The organism is Pseudomonas baetica, assembly GCF_051216495.1.
In the GTDB taxonomy this organism is placed as follows: domain Bacteria; phylum Pseudomonadota; class Gammaproteobacteria; order Pseudomonadales; family Pseudomonadaceae; genus Aquipseudomonas; species Aquipseudomonas baetica_B.
Window position 1 is genome coordinate 1 of the sequence record NZ_JBPKAM010000024.1, and the last position, 25276, is coordinate 25276.

Below are 25276 nucleotides of genomic sequence, written 5' to 3' on the forward strand. Positions count from 1 at the left end.
GGCTCGCTCCCACAGTTGATCGCATTCCCTTGTGGGAGCGAGCCTGCTCGCGAAGCTTTTGGCTATTCCGGCAATTCGACCAATCCATCGACATCGGTCATCGCCCGCTCCAGCAGGTCTGCCGGCAGGCTTTTGCTTGCCCTCGCGCCGAGCAGTTTCAGCTGTTCACTACGGCTGACCAGATTTCCCCGCCCTTCTGTCAGCTTATTGCGCGCTGCGCTGTAGGCCTTATCCAGTTGCTGCAAGCGATTGCCGACTTCATCCAGATCCTGAATGAACAACACGAACTTGTCGTACAGCCAACCGGCCCGCTCCGCGATTTCCCGGGCGTTCTGGCTTTGCCGCTCCTGTTTCCACAGGCTATCGATAACCCGCAGGGTAGCCAGCAAGGTGGTCGGGCTGACGATTACGATGTTGCGATCGAACGCCTCCTGGAACAGCGTCGGTTCGGCCTGCAACGCGGCGGAAAACGCCGCTTCGATCGGCACGAACAGCAGGACGAAATCCAGGCTGTGCAAGCCATCGAGCCGCTTGTAATCCTTGCCGGCCAAGCCTTTGACGTGACTACGCAAGGACAGTACGTGCTGCTTGATGGCGATCTGACGGATGCCTTCGTCTTCAGCCGCCACGTACTGCTGATAGGCGGTAAGACTGACCTTGGAGTCGACCACCACCTGCTTGTCGCCAGGCAGGTAGATGATCACGTCCGGCTGGAAACGCTCGCCGTCCGGGCCTTTGAGATTGACCTGGGTTTGATACTCGCGCCCCTTCTCCAGCCCGGCATGCTCAAGCACACGTTCAAGAATCAGTTCGCCCCAATTTCCCTGGGTTTTCTGCCCCTTCAAGGCACGGGTCAGGTTGGTGGCTTCATCGCTCAGGCGCAAATTGAGTTGCTGCAAGCGCTCCAGCTCCTTGGCCAGCGAAAAGCGCTCCCGGGCTTCGGCCTGATAACTCTCTTCTACGCGCTTTTCGAAAGACTGGATGCGCTCTTTCAAAGGATCGAGCAATTGTCCCAGGCGCTGCTGACTGGTTTCGGCAAAACGCTGTTCGCGCTCATCGAAAATTTTCCCTGCCAGTTCAGCGAACTGCGCACGCAGCTCATCCCGTGAGCCTTGCAGGTCGTTGAGGCGTTGCTGATGGCTTTCCTGCTGCTCACGCAGCTCCGCGTTGAGCGAAGCGGCCTGGGCGTCCAGGCGACGTAATTCGGCATCCTTGCCGGCGCGCTCGAGATTCCAGGCATGGGAGGCGTCGCGGGCATCGTCCCGTTCGATTTGCAGCAACTCGACTTCGCGGCGTACCGCAGCCAGATCAGCTTGGCGGGCAGCATTGATCTGACCGAGATCGGCGATTTCATCGCGACAGGCTTCGAGTTGTGCGTTCAAACCATCCTGCGCCAGATGCGCCGTGGCCAAGCGCTCTTCCAGCAGCGCCACTTCAGCTTGGGCCGTGCTTGCCTTGCGTTGAAGTTGCCAGGCCAATACCAGTAATGGCAGAGCAGCGCCCGCCAGACCGAGCAATGCGCTGGTCAAGTCCATAGCCATAGCCATTCCTGCCATTGAAATAAAGCTCGAAGGTTAACCAAGGCGTCAGGTCTTGGACAGCTCAGTCTTCGATCAGACCCAATTCCTGTTGTGCGCGCCGGTCCCCTGCCCGTGCGGCCTGCCGCAAGAGATCCTGGCCGATCCGACGGTCCCTGGCATTCCCGCATTCGCGGCACATCAACTGGCCGAGACGACTTTGCGCTTCCACGATCCCTTCACGGGCCGGCTGCTTGAGCAGTCGTCCGGCGATATGTTTAACGTTCGTGTTCTCGCCCAGACGCGGGCTGTCCAGCAGCCATTCAGCCACCCGCATTGAAAAGCGCTTGGGCGAGGCAACAGGGGACGTTTTGGAAGTGGAGGAGTCGGATGGTGTACGAAACTTCATAAAACACTGTGGGCAGATCGGAAGGCGCGCCACTCTACTCTTTTTTTCTTACAGGTAAAGGTGAAAAAAATCCCGGCACGCCCGTCCTAGAGCAAGCGCTCGGGACAATCCACAGAAGCTGTGGATAACTCAGTGGACAACCGCCCCTCAAACCCCGCAAAGCCCTGTGGAACGGGGCCTGCGCTCAAACTGACGATTTTTTCACCAGTAAAAAAAAGCGATGTTTTTCATTGACTTAAATTTTGGTTACAGGCACCCACTGCACTTGAAGGCTAGATGACAGAGGGGTTACAGACTGCGCGATTAATGTGCACAAGTACCTTCGTGACGGTTATATCACTGCCCTTTTTCGGCGCGCTTTTTCGCCAAACCTGGGGATAACCCCGCTCAAACCCGCATTCCTGACTGCTCCCCACTGGTCGAATCCCCCTACCGCTTGTCGGATTGCGAGCCATTACCGGGCGTATCTAAAACCCGTGTTCCTGGTAAAACCACTTCGCACCGCTGGAAATGGCACGAGCGACCTTTTTTTGGCTAACACACTTCCCTTCATCAATTCAATCCGTTAGTATCCGCGCCGTTAGTACCAAGCTGAAAATCAATTCCGGTCGAACAAATCTCCCCGGTCAGCCTTCCCGACGGAAGCCTTTCACCGAACAAGCGAGATCGACCACCTCGATGGTTTCCAGGTAAATCCGGCGTCAACACGGCCTTTGAATTGAAAACAAAGGGTGTTGCAAAGCTCGCTTACTCTGACCGAACCAACCTGCAAATTGATCAGGATCTTCACCCCGGGCCCAGAACCTTTGCCCTCGATGTGTTGCCTGCCCTCCTAAGTACCTACCTGCCAGCCCAAGCGCGCCAATTTTCAGCGCTTCAAACTGGCTGCTTTGTTCCAGTCGGGTTCGTCGTTCGACCAATGGTGGTCGTCGTTACTGGAACGTTTTTATTTTGCACGGCTCTTATCCGTGTCGCTTGTAGGAACACCATGACTATGTCTACTCAAATCCATGCACAGGATGCCATTCGCACCCTAACCAACGCTTTTGCACCGATGAACTGCCTGATCATGGCCGCTCGCAAAGGCTGCTTCAGCTTCACCCTGGTCAACGAACACGGCATCGCCCGTCACAGCGAACGCCTGTACCCCGATCAATACTCCAGCGCTGAACCGCTGCAGGCCGTGATCGAGCGTACCCGTCAGGCACTGGTTGCCTGAGACGCCAGCAAGGCTGAAACACCAAAGGCCCCGCTCAAAAAGCGGGGCTTTTTGTTGCCCAAAATTTCCCAATGCCTGCGCCTCGGTTAAGCACCAACCGATATAACGGTTATAACTGGAAGCTGGAAATATTTTAAAAACAGGCCTTTACGCGGCGAATATGACACTACACTTCAACTCAAGCGGTCTGAGCCGCTTCCGGCGAGCCTGAGTCGATTCACCCGCTGCCAACGCTAACCTTCAGGCTTCGCCGACCATTTCGTGTTTCGAGGGCTTTATGGGTATCGCTGCCAGCGAACTGTGCCGTTATGTGATTCGCCCGACGTTGATTTACCTTGGACGCCATAGCGCCACCGCCGAATCCCTGCTGCTAGGCATTGCCGCCAGCCAGTCAGCCCTTGGTTCCGCCCTGCACGACCGCCGTGGACACGGCCTGTACCGAATCGCCGAACCCCGCCATCAAGCACTCTGGGACCACTACCTGGCACTCGACCCCGAACGCGCCAGCCTGGTCCGCGGCCTGGCCAGCCAGCATGCCTTTCTTAGCGGCCCGCACCTGGAATTGACCGTTAACCTGCGTTACGCCACTGCCATCGCCTGGCTGCTGGTCGAAGAACAGAACACTCCCCTCCCCGAAGCCGACGACCTGATGGGCATGGCCAGAATCTGGCGCCAGACCTTTCAACCCCAGGGTCGCCTAAGAGACTTCACCTACGCCTGGCAAACCTGTGTTTCACCGCTGAATCAGGTAGCCTGCTGACCTCCGCTTGGATCCAAAGATCGCACAACAGGTCGCGAATCTGGTCGGATTGTCCTACAAAACCGCTCTAAATCAAGCGATACAGCCTATAGCGCTGGGGCGAAAATGTTGGTAATTTTCGCCCCGGTGATCACCAGGAGTTCTAATAATGAAAAAAGTAATGCTCAAAACCACCATTAGCCTCGCCGTTGCCATGGCATCCACCCAGATCTTCGCAAGTGGCTTTGCCCTCAACGAACAAAGCATCAGCGGGATGGGGACAGGTTTTGCCGGGCGATCTTCTTCTGCCGACGACGCATCCACTATTTACGGCAACCCTGCCGGCATGGCCCGCCTCAATGGTCAGCAAATCACCGGCGGCATGGCGGCGATCGACGCCTCGTCCGATATCAGCGATACCAGCGGTCGTTCAAGCGGAACCAACAAAGGCGACATGGTTCCATTTACATCCGTACCGATGGGTTTCTACACAAACAAACTCAACGATGAATGGGCTGTTGGTTTGGGCGTCTACGCTCCATTCGGGCTGATCACCGACTACGAAAACGGCTATCAGGGCCGCGCTTTCGGCAGCAAGAGCGAAGTCAAAGTCATCACGTTCCAGCCAACCATCAGCTATGCCTTCAACGATAAGGTATCGATCGGTTTTGGCCCTACCTTCAACCGGATTTCCGGCACCCTGGAATCGGACATTGCTCTCCCTGTCCGCGGGACTGGCGACAACAATATCCAGATCAAGGGCGACGATACGGCCTGGGGCTTTAACGCCGGCGTCTTGGTGCAAGCCACCGACACCACTCGCGTGGGCCTGACCTATCACTCGAAAGTGAAATACAAGCTCGAGGGCCACACCGAAGTTTCTGCCGGAACTAACGTGCCACCTCAGCTACTCAGATCCGCCCGTTACGATGCCTCGCTGAAGATCGAAACACCTGAGTCCTGGGACCTTTCCGTGACTCAAGATCTGAATGATGCCTGGAAGATGTATGCCGGCGCTTCCTGGACTCGCTGGAGCCGCCTGAAAGACATCACGGTCAACAACGAAGGCGTAACCCCGCTCAGCGGTGGTGCCCTCGCCCCACAAATTGTTGGCACCATCAAGGAAGACCAGAACTGGCACGACACCTGGGCTTACGCCGTGGGTACCTCCTACCAGTTGAACAAGCAGTGGGTACTGCGTACCGGTCTCACCTTTGACCAGTCGCCCACCAACAACACTGATCGTTCGCCACGTATTCCTACCGGCGACCGGACAATTTTCAGCATCGGTGCCGGCTTCAGCCCAACCGACGACTGGACCATTGATGTGGCTTACTCCTACCTCAAGGAAGAAGATGTCACGGTCAACCGCTCTAACGCCTTGGGTCAGTCCTACAACGCCAAGTACGAAAACAGTGCGAACGGTTTCGGAGTCGGTGCAACCTACCGCTTCTGATGATTCCCGGCGAGCCTGAACCGCTCGCCGCCTGAATCAAAAAAGCCCCGCGCTCCTCTGCAGAGCGCGGGGCTTTTTTGTAGGAGCGAGCTTGCTCGCGATGGTCGTTAACGATGACGCGGGCAGCCTGAATGCCCGCGTTGTCTGGGCGCCCATCGCGAGCTCGCTCCTACAGGGGATTCAAGCGGCTTCAGATCATGGTGAGGAGGCTAACGGCGGCGACGCCAGGGCTTTCTCCACAGCAGCAATGAAGTCGGGATCGTCTGGCTTGGTCAGGCTGGAGAAATTGGCGATCACCTTGCCTTGGCGATCGACCACGTACTTGTAGAAATTCCACTTCGGCGCACTGCTCTGCTTGGCAAGGACCTTGAACAGGTTCGTGGCATCGTCGCCACGGACTTTCTGCGGTTCGGTCATGGTGAAGGTCACGCCGTAATTGACGTAACACACCTTGGCTGTCTCCGCGCCATCCTTGGACTCCTGCTTGAAGTCATTGGAAGGCACGCCGATCACCTCCAGCCCCTGATCCTTGTAGCGTTGATTCAACGCCTCGAGGCTTTTGAATTGCGGCGCGAAGCCACAGAAGCTGGCGGTATTGACCACTACCAGCGGCTTGCCGGCAAAGCGTTGGCACAAATCGATGGATTCATTGGCGCGCAACTTGGGCAATGAGCCTTGCAGCAGCGCCGGGCACTCCGCCGCTTGAGCCAATCCGGTCAACGCTACCAGTAACGCGGGAACTGCAAACCAACGCATCAGCATGTCAGTGCTTCCTTCTTGTGAGGAATTGTCAGGAAGTGAAGTTACTCGCCCATGCCTCCTGACGGCAAGCCTCGGTCTAGCACGCCCCCATGCCCAGCTGCATCAACGCCAGCCCGCCTTGATGCCAGCCCCACCACGCCAGGGCCAGCAGCAAGGCACAGACCGTAAATAGAGTGATTCGTGGCCACAGACGGTTCATGTCGCGCTCATTTGCGTTTGCAGGCGTGCCACCGGCCGTTCACGCACCGGCCAGTTCAGGGCGGCGGCCATCAGGCTCAAGAGAATCGCGACCTGCCAGATCAAGTCATAACTCCCGGTTCGATCGTACACTACCCCGCCCAACCAGCCGCCGAGGAACGAGCCGAGCTGGTGGAACAAGAAGACAATCCCACCGAGCATGGACAGATTTCGCACGCCGAACAAGGTGGCGACAGTGCCGTTGGTCAAGGGCACCGTCGATAGCCACAGGAAGCCCATGGCCATGCCGAACAGATACGCGGTCGTCGTGGTCACGGGTGCCCACAGAAACAACGCAATCACCACCGCCCGCAACAAGTACAGCCCCGTGAGCAAGCGTGGCTTGGACATGCGCCCTCCCAGCCAGCCGGCGGTGTATGTGCCGAAGATATTGAACAGGCCGATCAGCGCCAACACCGTGGTGCCGACGGTGGCCGGCAGGTGTTGATCCACCAGGTAGGCCGGCAAGTGCACGCCGATGAACACCACCTGAAAACCACAGACAAAAAAACCGAACGCCAACAGCCAGAATCCGGAATGGGAACAGGCCTCGCGCAGGGCTTCGGACAAGGTTTGTTCTTGCCCCAGCACAGGCAAGGGTTTGTCCTTGAGCATGCTCACCAGCGGCACGATCAGCGCGACCAGCAGCCCCAGCGCCAGCAAGGCCGCGGACCAACCGAGCCAGCCGATCAACCCCAACGTGCCGGGTAGCATGGCGAACTGGCCGAACGAACCGGCGGCGCTGGCAATCCCCATGCCCATGCTGCGCTTTTCCGGTGGCACCGCTCGACCGACCACGCCGAGAATCACCGAGAACGACGTGCCGGACAGACCAATGCCGATCAACAGGCCGGCACTCAGGGACAGGGTCACCGCTGAATCCGACATGCCCATGAAAATGAGGCCCAGGGCGTACAGAACGCCACCGATGAGCACCACTTTCGCCGCGCCGAAACGGTCGGCCAATGCACCGGTAAAGGGTTGCGCCAAGCCCCAGATCAGGTTTTGCAGGGCGATGGCGAAAGCAAAGACTTCACGCCCCCAGCCAAACTCGGCACTCATGGGTGCCAGGAACAGTCCGAAGCCGTGTCGCACTCCCAGGGACAGTGCCAGAATCAGCGCACTCCCCAACAGCACCCAACCGCACGTACGCCACATCGATGTCATTCTTGTTCTCCGGTCGCGGGTATATACCCGCTTAAGATCGAACAAACCGGCATCACGCCAGTTCGTCCAGCAACTTCAACAACGTTTCACGCTTTTCCGCGCCCAAGCGATCAACCAATCGCTGTTGCGCCGCCTCCCAGGCCGGCAAGGCTGCTTTCAGGCGCTCGGCTCCGGCTTCGGTCAGCAGAACGATGCGATTGCGCATGTCCTCGCCTTCCACCAGCGTCACCAGGCCGTCGCCCTCCAGCACCCGAAGATTGCGCCCCAAGGTGCTGCGATCCAGCCCCATGGCCTCGGCCAGGGTGGAGATACTCGGTTGATCCAGGCGCTGCAGGTTGCACAGTAAAGAATACTGCGCGACGTTGATCCCGAAGCCATCGAGAGCGCCGTCGTAATGCCTGCTGACGCCACGGGCGGCGCGACGCAGGTTGATACATAAACATTGGGATTCGAGCATGGTGCGTGTATATACCCGTGGTTAGATGATTGCAAATTTATGTTACACGAACCTCTGTAGGAGCGAGCTTGCTCGCGATGAATGCCTGGGCACCGCGCCCATTCAGACTGGGCGAGTTATCGTTGACGACCATCGCGAGCGAGCTCGCTCCTACAGGGACAGCGCCAAACCTACTAGCACCACCATCTCTAATAGCTCCAGCAACGCCCCCGCCGTATCGCCGGTCGTGCCACCCAACCGTCGCAGCATCACTTGCCTGAGCCAGACAAACACCAGGGCCGCCAACACCACGGCAAAAACACCACTGGGCCCTGCAACCAGCACACAAGCCAGCGCACTGACCGCCAACACCTGCTTACCCGCCAATCGCGGAAGATGATCGGCCAGCGCCTGGCCCAGTCCACCAGCACGCACATAGGGCGTCGTCAGAAATAACCCCAGCAACGCACTGCGGCCGATCAAGGGAACAATGATCAGCACCACGGCATGCTGCTGCTCGATCAACGCCAGCAACGCGGTGAACTTCAGCAACAGCACCAACACCAGGGTCACCACCGCAATCGGCCCACTGCGCGGGTCTTTCATGATGGTCAGCGTACGTTCGCGGTCACCAAATCCGCCGAGCCAGGCATCGGCGCTGTCAGCCAGACCATCCAGGTGCAATGCACCACTGAGCAACACCCACGCCGACAGCAGCACCGCTGCATGCAACAACAAGGGTGTTCCCGCCAACAGCCAGTTCACCGCCCACAGAATCGCGCCGAAGAACAACCCCACCAGTGGATAAAACAGCAGCGAGCGCCCCAGCGCTTGCGGGGTCGGCATGCCCTGCAGACGAATCGGCAGGCTGCTCAGAAATTGCAGGGCGATCCAGAACGGCAACATGGTCAGAGCACTTCCCTTAATACGCCATCGGACTCAACCGATAACGAAAACAGCGCACCATGACCCACGTCGACATTGAGCAACTGCTCACGGGGCAGACCCCGCGCCTGAGCCAGCAACAAACGCATGACCCCGCCATGGCTGATCAGCAACACGCGCTCGCCGGCATGCGCAGCGTGCAAACGTACAATCGCTGACAGTACCCGCTCCGAGAATTCGGCCACCGGTTCACCCTGAGGCGGGGTAAATGAATAAGGGTCGGCCCAAAACAATCCCAAACCCTCGGCATCGGTTTCCATCAACGCCGCAGCGCTCTGCCCTTCCCACGCACCGAAATGCAATTCCTGCAGGTTTTGATCAAAGGACACCGGCAAGCCCGATTGCGCCGCAAGCTCCTCGGCAAACCGCGCACAACGTTGCAACGGCGAGCTGATCAAACGATCCCACGGCCCCTGGCCCATCACCGCCGCGCGCATCTGCTGCCAGCCCTTTTCGGTCAGCGCATCGTCGAGACTGCCACGCAAGCCGCCGCCGAGTTCGGTTTCACCATGACGCAACAGATCCAGACGCAAGGTCATGCCGGACGATCCGCAACCGCGGCTTCGGCGAACGTCGCCATCTGCCCGTGCAGATCGCAGGCCAGACGCAGCAGCGGCACCGCCAGCGCAGCACCGCTGCCCTCACCCAGACGCAAACCGAGATCAAGCAGTGGCTCAGCGTTCAGGGATTCCAGCACATGCCGATGCCCCGGCTCCGCGCCACGATGGCCAAACAACAACCACGGCCGGCATTCCGGGTTCAGGCGCACCGCCACCAACGCTGCGACGCTGCAGATGAAACCGTCCACCAGCACCGCAACGCCTTCCTGGGCGCACGCCAGATAAGCGCCGGCCAAGGCTGCGATCTCAAAACCGCCAAGATTGAACAGGGTGTGCAACGCATCGCCGCGCTGAGCCCCGTGCACGACCAAGGCACGCTCGATCACCTCGGCCTTGTGGCTGACGCCCGCCGCATTCAACCCCGTGCCCGGGCCGGTCAGGTGCGCCACCGGGCAATCCAGCAAGGCACAGGCCAGTGCACTGGCGGCGGTGGTGTTGCCGATGCCCATTTCGCCACCGATGAACAACTGCGCACCCGCCGCTTTCGCGCGCAATACGCTGTCACGCCCGGCTTGCAGCGAACGTTCGCCTTGAGCCACGGTCATCGCCGGTTGCTGCACGAAATTCGCCGTGCCGGGGCCGATATTCAGGTGACGGACGCCCGGCAAACTCAGCGACGGTGTCACCGTGCCGAGGTCCACCACGTCCAGAGTGGCCCCCAACTGCCGCGCCAGAACGCTGATCGCTGCGCCGCCGTTGACGAAGTTGTGCAGCATTTGCCCGGTGACTTCCTGAGGAAAAGCCGACACCCCTTCGGCCACGACGCCGTGGTCACCGGCGAAAATAGCGATCGCGACCTGCTCGATGCGCGGCTTGACCTGTCCCTGCATGCCCGCCAGTCGCACCGCCACTGACTCCAGTTGACCGAGGGAACCGGCCGGTTTGGTCAATTGCTGTTGGCGGGCTAGCGCCTGCTCGACCGCTTGGGTGTCGATCGCTTTGCACGGGTTCAGCCACCAGGATGGGGTCATAACGCAGTTCCTTTCAAAGTCAGGGGCAGGCCGGCGACGGTCAGGACGACTCGCTGACAACGCTCGGCCAAAGCTTGATGCAGCCAACCGGCTTCATCGACATAACGGCGAGTCAATTCGCCCAGCGGCACGACCCCCATTCCGGTCTCGTTGCTGACAAAAATGATTTCACCCGGCAACGACGCCACGCACTCCAGCAGGGCATCACGCTCGGCGTTCAGACGCCCGGCATTCTCAAGCATCAGCAAATTGGTCAGCCACAGGGTCAGGCAGTCCACCAACAGGCAATGATCGGCGCGAGCGTTTTCGCGCAGCACGCGGGCCAGTTCCAGAGGTTCTTCGATCAGCGCCCATTCGGTCGGACGGCGGGCGCGGTGATGGGCGACCCGGTCGTTCATTTCGCCATCCACGGGTTGGCTGGTGGCGATGTAGGTCACCGGTATCTGGCTCTCTATTGCCAGCTTTTCAGCCAGGCGACTTTTGCCGGAGCGGGCGCCACCGAGGATCAGTTGCAACATGGTTCATTCCTTTAATTCTTTGGTGATGCTGCCGGCCCCATCGCGGGCAAGCCCGCTCCCACAAGGATTGAGGGTGCTCACAGATTTTTGCTCACAGCAAATCCTGTGGGAGCGAGCCTGCTCGCGAAGACGCCCTCAAGCACACCTCAAATCCCACAGAGCTCGCGCAACCGGCCGGTATCGAGGTGCTTCTCCACCAGATCCGCCAACCGCTCGATATCCCGTTCGCGCAACCCGTGGTAATCGACATCCTGCACAGCCTGCAAACCCGCCCAACGCAACAGCGCACTGCAGGCCGCCGGCGATTCGAACAGACCATGCAGGTAGGTGCCTAAAATTTGCCCATCGACACTTTGCGCACCGTCGCAACGACCGTCATCGAGCTGCACCGCCGCGTTTTCCAGCGCCGATCCTGTGGTAACGCCAGCATGGATTTCATAGCCGCTGACTTCAGCATTCTCAAGCACCAGCCGCCCACGCACATTGCGCAACTGCTTCTCTGCCTCCAGTTGCGTTTCAAACGCCAACAAGCCCAAACCGGCGCTGGAACCGGGCGTGCCTTCCAGGCCCAGTGGATCATGCACCTTCTCACCGAGCATCTGCAGGCCGCCGCAGATGCCCAGCAACTTCCCTCCATAGCGCAGATGACGGGAGATCGAGGTGTCCCAACCGTTGGCCCGCAGGTACGCCAGATCGCTGCGTACGCTTTTCGAGCCCGGAAGAATGATCAGATCGGCCGGCGGGATCGCCTGGCCGGGGCCGAGGAACTGCAAGTCCACCTGCGGATGCAGGCGCAGCGGATCGAAATCGGTGTGGTTGCTGATACGCGGCAACACCGGTACCACCACTTTCAGCACCTGTTCGGCCTTGTCGGTCTGGCGCTGATCGATGCCGTCCTCGGCTTCCAGGTGCAGATCCATCACGTACGGCAACACGCCGATCACCGGTTTGCCGGTGCGCTGTTCCAACCAGTCCAGGCCCGGTTGCAGCAAAGCGATATCGCCGCGAAAACGGTTGATGATGAAACCCTTGACCCTTGCCTGCTCGCTCGGCGACAGCAACTCCAGCGTCCCCACCAGATGCGCGAACACGCCGCCACGGTTGATATCAGCGATCAGTACCACCGGGCAATCCACCGCTTCGGCGAAGCCCATGTTGGCAATGTCACCGGCGCGCAGATTGATCTCGGCCGGAGAACCGGCACCTTCAACCATCACCAGCGGATAGGCCGCGCTCAATCGCGCATGGGAGGCCAGCACTGCTTGCATGGCGATGGATTTGTAGTCGTGATAAGCCACGGCGTTCATCGTCGTGACCGCGCGGCCATGGATGATCACCTGGGCGCCGGTGTCGCTGTTGGGCTTGAGCAGCACCGGGTTCATGTCGGTGTGCGGTTCGAGAAAGGCGGCCTGGGCCTGCACCGCCTGCGCGCGACCGATCTCGCCACCGTCGGCTGTCACGGCGCTGTTGAGCGCCATGTTTTGCGGCTTGAACGGCACGACACACACGCCCTGGCGCGTGGCCCAGCGGCACAGCGCTGTCACCAGTGTGCTTTTGCCGGCGTCGGACGTGGTGCCCTGCACCATCAGCGTGGTCATTGGTTTTCCTTGGCAAAATCTTCAAATGCAGCGGCGAGACGCGCCCAATCAGCCTCATCGGCCGGCAGGCCAAAACGCAGGCTGCTGTTCGCCGTGAACAACCGCAGCAGAATGCCGCGCCGGGCCATGAACTCATGCAACTCTTCGGCGCGTTCGGTGATCAGCCATTGGAACAAGGCACAACCGCCCTGGGGTTTGAAGCCGTAGTGCTCCAGCAAGGATGCCAAGCGTTCGCTGGCTCCTTCGGCGCGCCCTCGTTGTCGCGCATGGCCCTCGGTATCGCGCAGGCAAGCCTGGCCCAGCACCCGGGTCGGGCCGCTCACGGCCCACGGGCCGACCTGTTCGGCGAGCAATTTGAGCAGCTTGCGCTCAGCCAGGACAAACCCCAGGCGCACCCCGGCCAAGCCAAAAAACTTGCCGAATGATCGCAGCACGATCAATCCGACCTGGTGGGCAAACGGCGCCACGCTCAAGTGCGGTGTGTTATCCATGAACGCTTCGTCCACCACCAGCCAGCCACCGCGCTGCGCCAATCGCGAATGCCAGTCGAGCAATCGGCTCGGGGTCAGGCTCAAGCCAGTGGGATTGTTCGGATTGACCACCACCAGCACATCAAGGCTGTCGACGAAGAAGTCGACTTCCTGCTCCAGCACTTCACGCACGATGTAGCCATTGCGACGCCAGGCTTCGGCGTGTTCGGCGTAACACGGCGACAGCACGCCGACCTTGCCTGCCCGCCGCAATCGCGGCAGCAACTGGATGGCCATTTGCGAACCGGCCACCGGCAACGCGTGCAGGGTGCCGTAGTAATCACAGGCGGCCTGCTCCAGCCCGTCATCGGATTCCGGCAACCGTGCCCAGGCTCGCAACGGGATGTCCGGAACCGGGAATGGCCAGGGCGCGAGGCCGCTGGACAGGTCCAGCCAATCGGCTTCCTCAATGCCGTAGTCGTGCGCCGCCTTGCGCAACCGTCCACCGTGTTCAAGCATAAAATTCAGCCCCCACGCAGAGAATCAGCAGCCATAACCATACCCCGCGCTGGACCAATTGCCAGCCGCGGTCGATGGAGTCGGCGTCTGCTGGAACACCCTCTCCCAGTCGCGGACGCTCATGCAATTGACCGTGATAAATCGCCGGCCCGCCCAACTCGACGCCCAAGGCACCGGCCCCCGCCGCCATCACCGGACCGGCATTCGGGCTGTCCCAGGTCGGGCCCTGGGTACGCCAACATGTCAACGCCAGCCGGGTTTTGCCCAACAACGCGTAGGTCAACGCCACCAGCCGCGCCGGAATGTAATTAAGCACATCATCGATCTTCGCCGCGGCCCAGCCGAAACGCTCGAAGCGTTCGTTTCGATAGCCCCACATGGCATCCAGGGTATTGCTCAACCGGTAGAGCACCACACCCGGTGCACCGGCCACGGCAAACCAGAACAAGGCAGCGAACACCGCGTCGCTGCCGTTTTCCAGCACCGATTCGGTGGCGGCTCGGGCGACTTCGGTTTTGTCCAGTTCACTGGTTTTACGGCTGACCAGGTAACTGACGCGCCTGCGCGCCTCTTCCAGATCATCGCTGCGCAGGGCCTTGGCGACGGGTTCGACATGTTCGCCGAGGCTGCGCATGCCGAGGGCGCAATACAGGGCGAGAATCTCGACAACCCAGCCGATATAAGGCGCCCAGGAAAATGCCGTAGCCAGCAACGTCAGCGGTAACACGGCGATTAGCCATGCAGTGACGCCATGGCTGCGCCAACCGCGACCACCGCCGTTGAAACGTTGCTCGATGCGGTCGGCAAATCGGCCGAACGCCACCAGCGGATGCCAGCGTTTGGGTTCACCCAGCAGCGCATCCATCCCAACGGCGGCGACACTCAACAACGCCACACTCATGGACGCACTCCCCAAAAATTCTCGTATAACAGTTCACTGAGCGGACGCTCTTGCGCCCAGCCTTCGAGCACCAGCATCGGCGCTGGATAAAATTCCTTGACCGGTCCCAGGCACAAAATGGCCAATGGTTTGGCACCGGACGGCAAGCCCAGCAAATCCGCCAGGGCTTGTGGCTCGAACAGGGAAACCCAGCCCATACCCAACCCTTCGGCGCGGGACGCCAGCCACAGGTTCTGGATCGCGCAGGACAACGAGGCCATGTCCATTTCCGGCAAGGTGCGTCGACCGAAGATATGCCGCTCACGATCATCCATCAGCGCAGCCACCAACACCTCAGCGCAATCGTTGATGCCTTCGACTTTGAGTTGCATGAATTCGTCGGTGCGCTCGCCGAGGGCCTCGGCGGTACGGATGCGTTCTTCTTCAACCAGTACCTGGATCTTGCCGCGCAGCGCGCGGTCGCTGACGCGGATGAATCGCCAGGGCTGCATCAGGCCGACACTGGGTGCCTGGTGCGCGGCTTCGAGCAGGCGACGCAGCAGTTCGGGTTCGACCGTGCCGCCAATGAAGTGGCGCATGTCGCGGCGTTCGGCGATGGCTCGGTAGACCGCTTCGCGTTCGGCCGGACTGAATGCGTTGTTGGTCATGGCCGCTTCGCGAGCAGGCTCGCTCCCACAGGGTTTAGGTGATCAACGGTGGGAGCGAGCCTGCTCGCGAAGGCGTCCCTACGGTCAGGCGCAAACAGCGCGGCAACCGCCGACGGATTGGACGGAAAATAAAAGTGCACATAAGAGGCGGTCATTCGCCCCTCACGATAAACCGCTTCCGCCCCGCGTCCGCCGTTGGGACTCAAGCCGCGGGCAATCGGTGTCAGTCCAGTGGTGGTCAGCGAGTGGTGATAGGTGTGACCACGCAGCGAACCTTCCGGTAATTCGACCGCCTGCAAGGCCAGTGCGGCGAGGCGCTTTTGCATCACTGCATCACCGCTCAGCAAACCGACCAGCTCAGTGCGGGTGCCTTCCACATCGGTCAACGAATCGAGCAAATACAGCATGCCGCCACACTCAGCCAGCAACGGCTTGCCAGCGGCATGGTGCGCGCGAATGGCTTCGAGCATTGAAGTGTTCTGCGACAGCGCCACGTGATGCAACTCCGGATATCCACCCGGCAGGTACAGGCTGTCGGCCTCTGGCAACACACGATCACGGATCGGCGAAAAGAACGACAACTCGGCCCCCATCGCCCGGAGCATATCCAGGCTGGCGCCATAGGTGAATGCAAACGCTTCGTCCCGGGCCACGGCAATGCGCACGCCCGCCAACAGTGGTTCGACGGCAATCACATCCGGCGCAGCGAACTCCACCGCTGGCGGCAGCGCGACTTCGCAACTGCTGGCCAAGGCATCGGCCGCCGCGTCGAGACGCACATCAAGGTCGTTCAACTCGCTGGCCTGCACCAGACCAAGGTGTCGGCTCGGCAATTCGATACCGGTTTCCCGGGACAGCGCGCCGTACCAACGCAGGCCTTCGGTCAGGCTACCTTCGAGCAATTGGGCGTGGCGCAAGGTGCCGACGCGGTTGGCCAGGACGCCGGCAAAGGGCAAGTCCGGTTGATAGCGCGCCAACCCCAGCGCCAGTGCACCGAAGGTCTGGGCCATGGCCGTACCATCGATCACGCCCAGAACGGGCACACCGAAGTGCCGCGCCAGATCCGCGCTGGACGGCGTGCCGTCGAACAATCCCATCACGCCTTCGATCAGAATCAGGTCCGCCTCACCGGCGGCTTCCCACAACAAGCGACGGCTTTCCTGCTCGCCCACCATCCACATGTCCAGCTGATACACCGGCGCGCCGCTGGCACGCTCGAGAACCATCGGGTCGAGAAAGTCGGGGCCGCATTTGAACACGCGCACCTTGCGCCCCTGGTTGCGATGCAAACGGGCCAGCGCGGCGGTGACGGTAGTCTTGCCCTGACCGGAGGCCGGCGCGGCAATCAGTACCGCAGGGCAGTGACGGGGTTGATTCACAGCTCGACGCCTTTTTGCGCTTTGATTCCAGCCTGGAAGGCGTGTTTGATCATGCCCATCTCGGTGACGGTGTCGGCCAGTTCGATCATCTCCGGCTTGGCACCGCGACCGGTGACGACCACGTGTTGCATCGGCGGTCGTGCCTGCAAATCGCTGAGTACCTGATCGAGATCGAGATAGCCGTGCTTGAGGGCGATGTTCAACTCATCCAGCACCACCAGGCCGATGGACGGGTCGCGCAGCAGTTCCTGCGAAACCGCCCAGGCCGCTTCAGCAGCGGCGATGTCTCGCTGACGGTCCTGGGTTTCCCAGGTAAAGCCCTCACCCATCACATGAAAGCGCACTTGCTCGGGAAAACGCCGAAAGAACAACTCCTCACCGGTGCTGTTGCGGCCCTTGATGAACTGCACCACGCCGCACTGCATGCCATGGCCCATCGACCGGGCCAGCATGCCGAACGCCGAGCTGCTCTTGCCCTTGCCGTTGCCGGTCAGCACCAGCAGCAATCCGCACTCGTTCGGGGAATTGGCGATGCGTTCGTCGATCACGGCCTTTTTGCGCTGCATGCGTGCCAGATGACGTTCGTCACGATCAGGGGTATCGGTCATGGGGAAGCTCTCCGTTGAGACAGGAATAACGGCGGGCAGGCACAAGAATAGACGGCAAGAAGCCTGGCATCGCCCACCGTGATGCCGCTTGGATGGATCAGGCCGGTCTCCGGACTCATGAGCGGCGTTGGCCAGACTGCGCGCCTTCCCATGTCTTTGACACAGTGGCACAAGCGCAGTTTTTACTCATTTACCGTTGCGGGGGCAGCGCCGGGATCGTAAGCGTTCATGCGTCGAACAGACCACTCACCGGCTTCCCTGTTTCACTCTGTCGACCCAAGTCACAGAGCACCTGAAACAAGCCGCGAAGGTTAGAGGGTTGGGGATGGAGCGTCAATTAAAGCCGGGAACCTGATCCGGGAATATCGACTGATGCTCAATATTCTGACGTCAATCTTGTGCCACACTGCCAGCAGTGATATCAAATAGCCACAACCCCACACCACAATAACAAGGGTGAGCCCCATGCAAGGCATGATCATCAGCAATCCGAAGCTGGAATTCCTGCGCCCGGTGCTGGAGCGCTGGTTTGACTGTATCGATCGCTACAACGCCATACGTGGCGACAGTGAAACACCTTACTGGCTCGACGAAAAAGCCAACCTCGGCCTGCTCAGCGCTGCCGCGTGGATGGCCGAGATCATCACCCTGGAACAATCGCCCACCCGCAAACAGATCGAAGAAGGCCAGCGCAACGGCCGCGCCGACCTGTTCATCGCCACCCCCGAAGCACGAGCCTGGTTGCAAGCCACGCAACGCTGGCCACGGGTCAACCAACTGAATCTGACTCAGGCCCTGCAGGACATCACCAGCAGCGCCAGGCAGATCAGCTACGCCAGTGACCTGAAACTCGGCTGCCTGTTCGTTGCCCCGCAAAAGACCCAGCACGGTGCCACACCAGAAGAATTGCAGGACATGGTCGACGACCTGCAAAAAGAGCACACCTGCGCCGTGGCCTGGTATTTCCCCTACGCCTATCGCAAGTTGCACAACGAAGCGGGCCAGTATCATCCCGGCATCGCCATGCTGCTCAAGGAGGCGCACGGTTGACCGGTTGAACCATCGCGCGCCTGTGCTTCTCTACTGATCAGGTCACTGCATTCATAGGGAAGATCAGCATGCGCAAGCCCCAGCTCTTTCTCGTCATTGCCCTCGCCGGAGGGGTCGCCGCCTGCGGTGAAACCTCCAGCCTGCAAGTTTCCGACGGCACCGGCCCATCACCCAAATTGCCGGAACCGAACAAGACGCTGGTCCCGACAGTGAACATTGCGCCGGCCATCGGCTGGCCGAGCGGCGCAAAACCCGTCGCGGCTGCCGGTACGCAAGTGGCCACATTCGCCGAAGGCCTCGATCACCCGCGCTGGCTTTACGTACTGCCCAATGGCGACGTACTGGTCGCCGAAACCAATGCACCGCCCAAACCGGACGACGGCAAAGGCATTCGCGGCTGGGTCATGAAAAAAGTCATGGGCCGCGCCGGGGCTGGCGTGCCGAGTCCAAACCGCATCACGCTGCTGCGGGACAAAGACCACGACGGCATCGCCGAAACCCGCACCGTGTTTCTGGAAAATCTCAACTCGCCTTTCGGCATGACGCTGGTGGGCAACGACCTGTACGTCGCCGACACTGATCGCCTGCTGCGCTTTCACTATGAAAACGGCGTCACGGCGATCAAGTCGCCGCCGATCAAAGTGGTCGATTTGCCAGGCGGCACGCTAAATCACCATTGGACGAAAAATGTCATCGCCAGCAAGGACGGCAGCAAGCTGTACGTTACCGTCGGCTCGAACAGCAACGTCGGCGAAAACGGCATGGACCAGGAAGAAGGACGCGCAGCGATCTGGGAAGTGGACCGCGCCACCGGTAATCACCGGATCTTTGCCTCTGGGATTCGCAACCCTAACGGCCTGGCCTGGGAGCCCTCGAGCGGCGCCCTGTGGACGGCGGTCAATGAGCGGGATGAAATCGGCAGCGACCTGGTGCCGGACTACATCACCTCCGTGAAGGACGGCGGATTCTATGGCTGGCCCTACAGCTATTACGGCCAGCACATCGATATTCGCGTCGAACCGCAAAACCCTGAACTGGTGGCCAAGGCCATTAAGCCCGACTATGCGGTCGGCCCGCACACGGCATCGCTGGGCCTGACGTTTGCCGAAGGCAACAGGCTGCCCGCGCAATTCAGGGAAGGCGCCTTTATCGGCCAGCACGGCTCATGGAACCGCAAGCCGCACAGTGGCTATAAAGTGATTTTCGTGCCTTTCAGCGCCGGCAAACCCAATGGGCAGCCAGTCGATGTGCTCTCCGGTTTTCTCAATAACGAGGAGCAAGCCATGGGCCGGCCGGTGGGCGTGGTAATTGATCAGCAAGGTGGCTTGCTGGTGGCGGATGATGTGGGGAACAAGGTGTGGCGGGTGTCTGCGGTTAAATAACGACACCCAACACTGTGGGAGCGAGCCTGCTCGCGAACAGGCCAGCACATTCAGTATCAATGTTGCCTGCACTACCGCCTTCGCGAGCAGGCTCGCTCCCACAAGAGATCAACAGATCAGCGTTTACGGCAGAGCGTGAGCCCATCCCCCAACGGCAACAAGGACAGATCCACCCGTACGTCATCTTTCAAGGCACGATTGAGCGCCTGGATCGCCCGGGTATCTGCACTCTCGGGATTGCCCTCAAGCACCCGCCCGCTCCACAGGGTGTTATCGAACACCGCCAGGCCACCGACACGCAGCAGGCGCAACGCATGCTCAAGATAGGCTGGATAATTGGCCTTGTCGGCATCAATGAAAACCAGATCGAATTGGCCTGGCTGGTCCAGTTTGCTCAAGGTTTCCAGTGCAGGCGCCAAGCGCAGATCGATGCGCTCGGCAAGCCCCGCTTCCTGCCAGTAACGACGCGCAGTGGCGTTGTAATCGCCCGGGATGTCACAACAGATCAGCGAACCGTCTTCCGGCAATTGCGCCGCCATGCACAGGGCGCTGTAACCGGTGAAGGTGCCGACTTCCAGCAGACGTTTGGCGCCCGTGAGTTTCACCAGCAGAGCAAGAAATTGCCCCTGCTCAGGTGCCACCTGCCAGCGCGCCATGGGTAGCGCCTGGGTTTCGTCGCGCAGGCGCTTGAGCAGCGGCGTTTCGCGCAGGGAAACGTCGAGCAGGTACTGATAGAGCGAATCATCGAGATTGAGCGTACGAGCGGTCATGACCACGACCTCCGGCGATTACGGATTGCGCGCCAGGTGCTCCGGTTGCAGGACGCGCTTGGCGCTCAGATAGGCCTTCTGCCAATACGCCTTGGACAAGCTGTCGAGCTTCACGGTGCCACCCGTGGCAGGCGCATGGACGAAGCGGCCTTCACCGACGTAGATGCCGGCGTGACTGACCTGGGAACCGCCATTGGTGGCGAAGAAGACCAGGTCTCCTGTTTGCAGCCCTTCCTTGCCGACATTAGCTGCCTGCATGGTGATCATTTCACGCGTGGTGCGCGGCAAGGAAATGCCCGTGACATCACGGTACACATAACCGATCAGCCCACTGCAATCGAAACCGGAATCCGGTGTGTTGCCGCCCCAGCGATAAGGCGTGCCCACCAGGCCCAGCGCACGAAACAGCACGTCTTCCGCTTCAGGCGAGAACGCCTGGGACGGACCGAACACGATAGGAGGGCGAATCACCGGTGCTGGCGGTGGCGTACGACTGGCGCAAGCACTGAGCAGCGCGGCGAGGAGCAAGATTGTGAGGCGGGCCGACGTCGTCATAAGCAGAACATCCTGATCTGGCTGCGGCGTTTTTTCTGCAAGGGACGCAGAAAAGAAAACCGCCTGCGCAGCACGCAGGCGGTTTGCCATCATTCATGAATCAGATTCTAGCGCTTATGCGGCAAACTTCAAGTAAGACTTTAAGTTGGCCTTACTAACTGTCCGCTTACTTGCGTGCAGTGACGATCGGGCTTGCACCAGGCGCCATAGCCAAGGCGCGCTTGGCTTCGATGAAAGTCTTGCTCCAGTAGCTGTCGCCCAGGTTGTCGATCCGCACGCCACCGCTTTTGCGGCTGCTGGAATGGATGAACTGGTTGTCACCCAGGTAGATCCCGGCATGACTGACGCGACCGCGACGGCCATTGGTGGCGAAGAACAGCAGGTCGCCCGGCTGCAGCTTGCTGCGGGAAACCAGTGGCGCGTCCACGTTGATCATTTCACGAGTGGAGCGAGGCAGGTTCATGCCGGCTTCTTCACGGAACAGATAACCGATGAAACCACTGCAATCGAAACCGGCTTCAGAGGTACCGCCGAAACGGTAACGGGTACCGATCAGGGACATGCCGCGTTCCAGGATGCTGTCGGCCAGAGCCGGAAGCTGATAGGACTTGCCGTCGGCGAAGGCGGCCAGTTCTTTTTCAGTCGCCACTTCTTCCTGGTAAAGAGAGTCTTGATAACGAACGGAAGACTGGGCAGTTGCAGAATTTTGAACCTGCTGTTGTTGTGCTTGTTGAGCCACAGGCGTGTGGGCAGCGCAACCGAACAACAGGGTAACGAGTGCGAGGGGCACGAGGGGTGCAAAGCGCTTTAGCATGGGCACGACCGTGTCTGATAGTTGTAAAGAAGCCGAGACTATGCCCGCTATCAAACTCATTTGCAAATTCAATCGAACTTTTTGTGACTTCCCGGTTTCCCGGTGACATCTAAGCGCTTAAGCCCATTTTGAACATTTGCGCAGCCTGCGCCCTGCAGGAAAGCGCATTTTCTGACGCCTGAAATATGCCGAAAATCGCTACAGGCCCCGGATCAAGCGGGCTTGGCTACCAGCCCAGGGTTTCTTTCAGGAAAGGAATGGTCAGCTTGCGCTGAGCCTGGAGCGAGGCTTGGTCGAGCCTTTCAAGCAACTCGAACAACGCACTCATGCTGCGCGTGCCACGGGTCAAAATGAAATGCCCGACCTCATCCGTCAGGTGCAGGCCACGACGGGATGCTCGCAATTGCAGGGCACGCAACTTGTCTTCATCGGAGAGCGGACGCATCTGGAAGATCAGTGCCAGCGTCAGGCGGGATTTGAGGTCCGCCAACTTGACCGGCAGCTCACGCGGGGACGTCGACGCTGCAATCAGCAGACGCCGGCCACTGTCACGCAGACGATTGAACAGATGGAACAGCGCTTCTTCCCAGTCAGCCTTCCCTGCCACTGCTTGCAGATCATCCAGGCAAACCAGTTCGTACTGTTCAAGGTGATCGAGAATTTCGACGCCACGATCCATCAACTCCGCCAGCGGCAGATACACCGCCGGCTCACCCATCTGCTCGAAACGCAGGCAAGCGGCCTGCAACAGATGTGTACGTCCTACCCCGTGCTTGCCCCAAAGGTAAATCAGGCTTTCGGTCCAGCCGGCATCGGCTTCGCATAGCCGCTCGACATAGCCGAGTGCAGCGGCATTGGCGCCTGGGTAGTAGTTGATAAAGGTGGCGTCGTCACGCAGACGCACACCTAGGGGCAGCTGAATCGGTTTCATGCTGACTGAACAGTTCCAAAGGAACTGTAAGTGGCCTCTGTGTAAAGTTTGCGAAGTTTATACCCGTGAAGCCGACCGCACAATGCGACACACCACAAGCAAAATCAAAGGTTTGCGTTAGCATCCCGGTTTTATGACGGTTTCTTTGGCGATCCGGGGATCAACCCGGCATAGAACCGGGTTGCCCACGATGACGCCTAAAGCTCGGGCTCGTCGACACCACTATAGATATCAGAATCTTTATACAAATCATGCACATGGCGCACCAGCACCATGATCACGGCCGCCACCGGCAGTGCCAGCAAAATCCCGGTGAAGCCAAACAGCTCGCCACCGGCGAGGATCGCGAAAATCACCGCCACCGGGTGCAGGCCGATGCGATCGCCCACCAGCAACGGTGTCAGCACCATCCCCTCCAGCGCCTGACCGACCATGAACACCGCGACAATGCCAACCATGGGGTACAGATCGCCGCCGAACTGGAACAGGCCCGCGATCAAAGCGGCACCAATGCCAATGATAAAGCCCATGTACGGAACAATCGCCGCCAGACCGGCAATCAGACCGATCAGCAGCCCCAACTCAAGCCCCACCAGCATCAACCCCGCGGCGTAGATCACGCCCAACGCCACCATGACCAACAACTGCCCGCGCACGAAAGCCCCGAGTACTTCATGGCATTCACCGGCCAGCAACACGGCGCGCTCCTCCCGATCACGGGGCAACAAACTGCGAATCTTGGCCATCATCAGGTCCCAATCCCGCAGCAAGTAGAAACTCACCACTGGTATCAGCACCAGATTCGCTAGCCAGCCGATCAACGCCAGACCCGAAGCCGTGGCCTGACTCAGCACCACCCCCACAATGTCGGTGGTCTGCCCCATGTGCTCGCTGATGGCGGCCTTGAGTTTGTCGAACTTCCAGAAACCCTCGGACAAACCAAACTTCGACTGCGCCCAGGGCAGCGCGGTGTGCTGCAACCAATCAAGCATCTGCGGCGCAAGCTCATACAAGCGCAACAGCTGCTTGGCGAGCATCGGAACCAGCACCAGTAGCAGCGCCGTGAAGATTAAGGTGAATAAGGCAAATACCGCGATCACACCCCAGGTCCGTGACAACCCCGCCCGCTCCAGCCTATCCACCAGCGGATCAAACAGGTACGCCAACAACAACGCCACCAGGAACGGCGTCAAAATCGGGTGCAACAGCCAGATAAACGCGCAGAGCAGAGCCACTCCACCCAACCAGAACCAACGCCGCGTATCGGCCATGAACCACTCCATTGCTTCTATATATAGAAAGAAAAACTACCATCGAAAATGCAGCTGCGGCGTAGGTGCGGGCGCGGGCGTCGCAGCAGGGGCCGATCCCGCGACCGTCGGCGTAACAGGCGTAACAGGCGTAACAGGGGCGGGAGCCGCGGCCACCTCTTGCAATCTGGCAAGCGACAATTGCGCCCGCAGTTGATCAGCACTGCCATTGACCCGATACAGTATTTTGTCGCCATCCACGCTTTGCGGGCGCCCACCAAAAGGCTCGAGTAAACGGCCAAGGCTCGCATAACGCTCGAGGTTCATGCCGTCAACCGCCAGCAATTGTTGACCCGCAGCCCCGGGCCTTGCGACGAACCGTGGCGCCAATCGCTCGTTGATCGCCAGCATCACCGCGTCTGCCAGTGCCGCTTGATCGGCACCGGTGGCGGTGCCAGCTTCCGCTTTATCCCCCAGCCACAAACGCCACTTGGCTTGCCATTGCCCACCTTCTTCCCGGGCATGCACTGCCAGCAAAGCGTCGGCATTGTAGCGTTCCGAAGCGCTGCGCAACGGCGCCGGATCTGCACTTTCCAGATTCGGAGCGGTGCCGACGATCTGTTCATTCAGATCCGCCAAAGGCAACCGCAGTGGCAAACCACGATGCTGCGCAGCCCGTCGCAACGGCACCGCGCCAGGCTGAGCATCACCCACCAGGCTTGATCCCTCGGCGTAGTCGTTCAGCCACCAACCGAGAATCGATGGACGATTGGCGCCCCACATGGCCAACCCGGCACGGCGCAACGCCTGTTCGGTGGTGCCTGGATCGAAATCGACCTTCAATACTTCCGGTGGCCCGGCGTCATAGCCAAACTGGCTGATGATCTGCTGCGGGTCTTTGCGGATCGCCGCCAGTCCCGGACTTTGCGCTGCCTTGGGGTCGCCGGTCAGACGCAGGACAAGGGTGTCGAGGGCGCGCTGGGTCGCTTGATCGCGCTCCTCGGGTGATTGGCCGTTCACGGGTTCGCGTACCTGGTAAAGGCCTTTGACCGTTTCGGCATGGCTGACCAGGCTGACCAATGACAAACAGCCCACAAACAAGAATTTACAAAAACGCATGGAAGATTCCTGGCGACAAGAGCGACTGGAACAGGCCGCATGAACACGATCGAGCAAGGCTGTGACCATTGCCCGGTACAAAACATTCACACGTCCCGGGTAAGTTTTCGCACTGTCATAACCATAGACGGTTAATGACGATACCCTTCTCAAGCTTGAAGGATGCAATCAACGCGCAGCAATGAAGGTTTTTTTAAGCCGATATGCCCCTGCCGTCGGCCTGAGGATGGCCGCTGCCCTTCAAGCCTGATAAAATCGCGCGCCTTCGCAGACCGGCAACAGCCGGG

27 protein-coding genes and 1 riboswitch are annotated in these 25276 nt (G+C 59.9%); of the genes, 5 read left to right on the forward strand and 22 right to left on the reverse strand.

The window, feature by feature from the left end; all coding sequences use genetic code 11:
• Positions 1-62: 62 nt before the first annotated feature.
• Together rmuC and ACSFE6_RS11325 are read right to left on the reverse strand one after the other, a co-directional pair.
• Positions 63-1427: a DNA recombination protein RmuC gene (gene rmuC / locus ACSFE6_RS11320; protein WP_435427732.1), complete on the reverse strand. Its 1365-nt coding sequence runs from the start codon at positions 1425-1427 to the stop codon at positions 63-65.
• A 175-nt stretch (positions 1428-1602) separates the two neighbouring features.
• Positions 1603-1926, reverse strand: a complete 324-nt coding sequence (locus tag ACSFE6_RS11325; RefSeq protein WP_435427673.1) for a sel1 repeat family protein — start codon at positions 1924-1926, stop codon at positions 1603-1605.
• 994 nt (positions 1927-2920) lie between these two features.
• Between ACSFE6_RS11325 and ACSFE6_RS11330 the strand changes: the two genes are divergently transcribed.
• The 3 genes from ACSFE6_RS11330 to ACSFE6_RS11340 all read left to right on the forward strand — a co-directional run bounded on the left by ACSFE6_RS11330 (position 2921) and on the right by ACSFE6_RS11340 (position 5340).
• Entirely contained in the window at positions 2921-3145 is a 225-nt protein-coding gene (locus tag ACSFE6_RS11330) for a hypothetical protein (protein WP_003204606.1), read from the forward strand.
• Between the two features lie 277 nt (positions 3146-3422).
• Positions 3423-3905 carry a hypothetical protein gene (locus ACSFE6_RS11335; protein ID WP_435427674.1) on the forward strand — a complete coding sequence of 161 codons (483 nt, stop codon included), beginning with the start codon at positions 3423-3425 and terminating at the stop codon, positions 3903-3905.
• A 148-nt stretch (positions 3906-4053) separates the two neighbouring features.
• On the forward strand, positions 4054-5340 hold the full coding sequence (locus ACSFE6_RS11340; RefSeq protein WP_435427675.1) for an OmpP1/FadL family transporter: 1287 nt from the start codon (positions 4054-4056) through the stop codon (positions 5338-5340).
• 195 nt (positions 5341-5535) lie between these two features.
• On the opposite strand, the gene ACSFE6_RS11345 is transcribed toward ACSFE6_RS11340, so the two are convergent.
• The 14 genes from ACSFE6_RS11345 to cobO form a co-directional block, all read right to left on the reverse strand.
• The gene (locus ACSFE6_RS11345; protein ID WP_435427676.1) at positions 5536-6102 is read right to left on the reverse strand and encodes a glutathione peroxidase; all 567 of its coding nucleotides are present in this window, start codon (positions 6100-6102) and stop codon (positions 5536-5538) included.
• A 76-nt stretch (positions 6103-6178) separates the two neighbouring features.
• Entirely contained in the window at positions 6179-6301 is a 123-nt protein-coding gene (locus ACSFE6_RS11350) for a hypothetical protein (protein WP_435427677.1), read from the reverse strand.
• Positions 6298-7506, reverse strand: a complete 1209-nt coding sequence (locus ACSFE6_RS11355; RefSeq protein WP_435427678.1) for an MFS transporter — start codon at positions 7504-7506, stop codon at positions 6298-6300. The genes ACSFE6_RS11350 and ACSFE6_RS11355 overlap by 4 nt, the downstream gene beginning before the upstream one ends.
• A 52-nt stretch (positions 7507-7558) precedes the next feature.
• Complete coding sequence (locus ACSFE6_RS11360; RefSeq protein ID WP_020800345.1) at positions 7559-7963, reverse strand: MarR family winged helix-turn-helix transcriptional regulator; 405 nt, start codon at positions 7961-7963, stop codon at positions 7559-7561.
• Between the two features lie 150 nt (positions 7964-8113).
• Positions 8114-8848, reverse strand: a complete 735-nt coding sequence (locus ACSFE6_RS11365) for an adenosylcobinamide-GDP ribazoletransferase (protein ID WP_435427679.1) — start codon at positions 8846-8848, stop codon at positions 8114-8116.
• Between the two features lie 2 nt (positions 8849-8850).
• A complete protein-coding gene (gene cobC, locus ACSFE6_RS11370; protein ID WP_435427680.1) occupies positions 8851-9426 on the reverse strand; it encodes an alpha-ribazole phosphatase family protein in 576 nt (191 codons plus the stop codon).
• Complete coding sequence (gene cobT, locus ACSFE6_RS11375) at positions 9423-10478, reverse strand: nicotinate-nucleotide--dimethylbenzimidazole phosphoribosyltransferase (RefSeq protein ID WP_435427681.1); 1056 nt, start codon at positions 10476-10478, stop codon at positions 9423-9425. Before cobT ends, cobC begins: the two co-directional genes overlap by 4 nt.
• Positions 10475-10996, reverse strand: coding sequence for a bifunctional adenosylcobinamide kinase/adenosylcobinamide-phosphate guanylyltransferase (cobU, locus tag ACSFE6_RS11380; RefSeq protein ID WP_435427682.1), 522 nt, complete (start codon positions 10994-10996; stop codon positions 10475-10477). Before cobU ends, cobT begins: the two co-directional genes overlap by 4 nt.
• Before the next feature lie 146 nt (positions 10997-11142).
• Positions 11143-12594 carry a cobyric acid synthase gene (locus ACSFE6_RS11385; RefSeq protein WP_435427683.1) on the reverse strand — a complete coding sequence of 484 codons (1452 nt, stop codon included), beginning with the start codon at positions 12592-12594 and terminating at the stop codon, positions 11143-11145.
• Positions 12591-13583: a threonine-phosphate decarboxylase CobD gene (gene cobD / locus ACSFE6_RS11390; RefSeq protein WP_435427684.1), complete on the reverse strand. Its 993-nt coding sequence runs from the start codon at positions 13581-13583 to the stop codon at positions 12591-12593. The genes ACSFE6_RS11385 and cobD overlap by 4 nt, the downstream gene beginning before the upstream one ends.
• Positions 13576-14484, reverse strand: a complete 909-nt coding sequence (gene cbiB, locus ACSFE6_RS11395; protein WP_435427685.1) for an adenosylcobinamide-phosphate synthase CbiB — start codon at positions 14482-14484, stop codon at positions 13576-13578. The genes cobD and cbiB overlap by 8 nt, the downstream gene beginning before the upstream one ends.
• Positions 14481-15131 carry a 5,6-dimethylbenzimidazole synthase gene (gene bluB / locus ACSFE6_RS11400; RefSeq protein ID WP_435427686.1) on the reverse strand — a complete coding sequence of 217 codons (651 nt, stop codon included), beginning with the start codon at positions 15129-15131 and terminating at the stop codon, positions 14481-14483. The genes cbiB and bluB overlap by 4 nt, the downstream gene beginning before the upstream one ends.
• Positions 15128-16510, reverse strand: coding sequence for a cobyrinate a,c-diamide synthase (locus tag ACSFE6_RS11405; protein ID WP_435427687.1), 1383 nt, complete (start codon positions 16508-16510; stop codon positions 15128-15130). Before ACSFE6_RS11405 ends, bluB begins: the two co-directional genes overlap by 4 nt.
• The gene (gene cobO, locus ACSFE6_RS11410; RefSeq protein ID WP_435427688.1) at positions 16507-17118 is read right to left on the reverse strand and encodes a cob(I)yrinic acid a,c-diamide adenosyltransferase; all 612 of its coding nucleotides are present in this window, start codon (positions 17116-17118) and stop codon (positions 16507-16509) included. The genes ACSFE6_RS11405 and cobO overlap by 4 nt, the downstream gene beginning before the upstream one ends.
• Before the next feature lie 83 nt (positions 17119-17201).
• Positions 17202-17429, reverse strand: a riboswitch (cobalamin riboswitch).
• Positions 17430-17583: 154 nt separating this feature from the next.
• Here cobO and ACSFE6_RS11415 point away from each other — a divergent pair.
• Both ACSFE6_RS11415 and ACSFE6_RS11420 read left to right on the forward strand, forming a co-directional pair.
• Complete coding sequence (locus tag ACSFE6_RS11415; protein ID WP_435427689.1) at positions 17584-18168, forward strand: hypothetical protein; 585 nt, start codon at positions 17584-17586, stop codon at positions 18166-18168.
• Positions 18169-18236: 68 nt separating this feature from the next.
• Positions 18237-19550: a PQQ-dependent sugar dehydrogenase gene (locus ACSFE6_RS11420; RefSeq protein ID WP_435427690.1), complete on the forward strand. Its 1314-nt coding sequence runs from the start codon at positions 18237-18239 to the stop codon at positions 19548-19550.
• Positions 19551-19666: 116 nt separating this feature from the next.
• Here ACSFE6_RS11420 and ACSFE6_RS11425 read toward each other — a convergent pair whose 3' ends face one another.
• The 6 genes from ACSFE6_RS11425 to ACSFE6_RS11450 form a co-directional block, all read right to left on the reverse strand.
• The gene (locus tag ACSFE6_RS11425; RefSeq protein WP_435427691.1) at positions 19667-20320 is read right to left on the reverse strand and encodes an O-methyltransferase; all 654 of its coding nucleotides are present in this window, start codon (positions 20318-20320) and stop codon (positions 19667-19669) included.
• Between the two features lie 18 nt (positions 20321-20338).
• Positions 20339-20875, reverse strand: coding sequence for a C40 family peptidase (locus ACSFE6_RS11430; protein ID WP_435427692.1), 537 nt, complete (start codon positions 20873-20875; stop codon positions 20339-20341).
• 166 nt (positions 20876-21041) lie between these two features.
• On the reverse strand, positions 21042-21689 hold the full coding sequence (locus ACSFE6_RS11435) for a C40 family peptidase (RefSeq protein WP_435427693.1): 648 nt from the start codon (positions 21687-21689) through the stop codon (positions 21042-21044).
• Between the two features lie 226 nt (positions 21690-21915).
• Positions 21916-22620, reverse strand: a complete 705-nt coding sequence (gene hda / locus ACSFE6_RS11440; RefSeq protein ID WP_433769534.1) for a DnaA regulatory inactivator Hda — start codon at positions 22618-22620, stop codon at positions 21916-21918.
• 197 nt (positions 22621-22817) lie between these two features.
• Positions 22818-23891 carry an AI-2E family transporter gene (locus ACSFE6_RS11445; protein WP_435427694.1) on the reverse strand — a complete coding sequence of 358 codons (1074 nt, stop codon included), beginning with the start codon at positions 23889-23891 and terminating at the stop codon, positions 22818-22820.
• A gap of 36 nt (positions 23892-23927) precedes the next feature.
• The gene (locus ACSFE6_RS11450) at positions 23928-24989 is read right to left on the reverse strand and encodes a DUF2066 domain-containing protein (protein ID WP_435427695.1); all 1062 of its coding nucleotides are present in this window, start codon (positions 24987-24989) and stop codon (positions 23928-23930) included.
• Positions 24990-25276 lie beyond the last annotated feature (287 nt).

Excerpts from the sequence above, each read along its gene's own strand:
- ACSFE6_RS11335 (WP_435427674.1), top strand. The coding sequence starts at position 3,423 with ATGGGTATCGCTGCCAGCGAACTGTGCCGTTATGTGATTCGCCCGACG.
- ACSFE6_RS11360 (WP_020800345.1), bottom strand. The coding sequence starts at position 7,963 with ATGCTCGAATCCCAATGTTTATGTATCAACCTGCGTCGCGCCGCCCGT.
- ACSFE6_RS11345 (WP_435427676.1), bottom strand. The coding sequence starts at position 6,102 with ATGCTGATGCGTTGGTTTGCAGTTCCCGCGTTACTGGTAGCGTTGACC.
- ACSFE6_RS11435 (WP_435427693.1), bottom strand. The coding sequence starts at position 21,689 with ATGCTAAAGCGCTTTGCACCCCTCGTGCCCCTCGCACTCGTTACCCTG.
- ACSFE6_RS11355 (WP_435427678.1), bottom strand. The coding sequence starts at position 7,506 with ATGACATCGATGTGGCGTACGTGCGGTTGGGTGCTGTTGGGGAGTGCG.
- ACSFE6_RS11420 (WP_435427690.1), top strand. The coding sequence starts at position 18,237 with ATGCGCAAGCCCCAGCTCTTTCTCGTCATTGCCCTCGCCGGAGGGGTC.
- ACSFE6_RS11430 (WP_435427692.1), bottom strand. The coding sequence starts at position 20,875 with ATGACGACGTCGGCCCGCCTCACAATCTTGCTCCTCGCCGCGCTGCTC.
- bluB (WP_435427686.1), bottom strand. The coding sequence starts at position 15,131 with ATGACCAACAACGCATTCAGTCCGGCCGAACGCGAAGCGGTCTACCGA.
- ACSFE6_RS11365 (WP_435427679.1), bottom strand. The coding sequence starts at position 8,848 with ATGTTGCCGTTCTGGATCGCCCTGCAATTTCTGAGCAGCCTGCCGATT.
- ACSFE6_RS11385 (WP_435427683.1), bottom strand. The coding sequence starts at position 12,594 with ATGACCACGCTGATGGTGCAGGGCACCACGTCCGACGCCGGCAAAAGC.
- ACSFE6_RS11325 (WP_435427673.1), bottom strand. The coding sequence starts at position 1,926 with ATGAAGTTTCGTACACCATCCGACTCCTCCACTTCCAAAACGTCCCCT.
- ACSFE6_RS11415 (WP_435427689.1), top strand. The coding sequence starts at position 17,584 with ATGCAAGGCATGATCATCAGCAATCCGAAGCTGGAATTCCTGCGCCCG.
- ACSFE6_RS11340 (WP_435427675.1), top strand. The coding sequence starts at position 4,054 with ATGAAAAAAGTAATGCTCAAAACCACCATTAGCCTCGCCGTTGCCATG.
- ACSFE6_RS11330 (WP_003204606.1), top strand. The coding sequence starts at position 2,921 with ATGTCTACTCAAATCCATGCACAGGATGCCATTCGCACCCTAACCAAC.
- hda (WP_433769534.1), bottom strand. The coding sequence starts at position 22,620 with ATGAAACCGATTCAGCTGCCCCTAGGTGTGCGTCTGCGTGACGACGCC.
- cobC (WP_435427680.1), bottom strand. The coding sequence starts at position 9,426 with ATGACCTTGCGTCTGGATCTGTTGCGTCATGGTGAAACCGAACTCGGC.
- cobO (WP_435427688.1), bottom strand. The coding sequence starts at position 17,118 with ATGACCGATACCCCTGATCGTGACGAACGTCATCTGGCACGCATGCAG.
- cobU (WP_435427682.1), bottom strand. The coding sequence starts at position 10,996 with ATGTTGCAACTGATCCTCGGTGGCGCCCGCTCCGGCAAAAGTCGCCTG.
- ACSFE6_RS11450 (WP_435427695.1), bottom strand. The coding sequence starts at position 24,989 with ATGCGTTTTTGTAAATTCTTGTTTGTGGGCTGTTTGTCATTGGTCAGC.
- cbiB (WP_435427685.1), bottom strand. The coding sequence starts at position 14,484 with ATGAGTGTGGCGTTGTTGAGTGTCGCCGCCGTTGGGATGGATGCGCTG.
- cobT (WP_435427681.1), bottom strand. The coding sequence starts at position 10,478 with ATGACCCCATCCTGGTGGCTGAACCCGTGCAAAGCGATCGACACCCAA.
- cobD (WP_435427684.1), bottom strand. The coding sequence starts at position 13,583 with ATGCTTGAACACGGTGGACGGTTGCGCAAGGCGGCGCACGACTACGGC.
- ACSFE6_RS11425 (WP_435427691.1), bottom strand. The coding sequence starts at position 20,320 with ATGACCGCTCGTACGCTCAATCTCGATGATTCGCTCTATCAGTACCTG.
- ACSFE6_RS11350 (WP_435427677.1), bottom strand. The coding sequence starts at position 6,301 with ATGAACCGTCTGTGGCCACGAATCACTCTATTTACGGTCTGTGCCTTG.
- ACSFE6_RS11445 (WP_435427694.1), bottom strand. The coding sequence starts at position 23,891 with ATGGCCGATACGCGGCGTTGGTTCTGGTTGGGTGGAGTGGCTCTGCTC.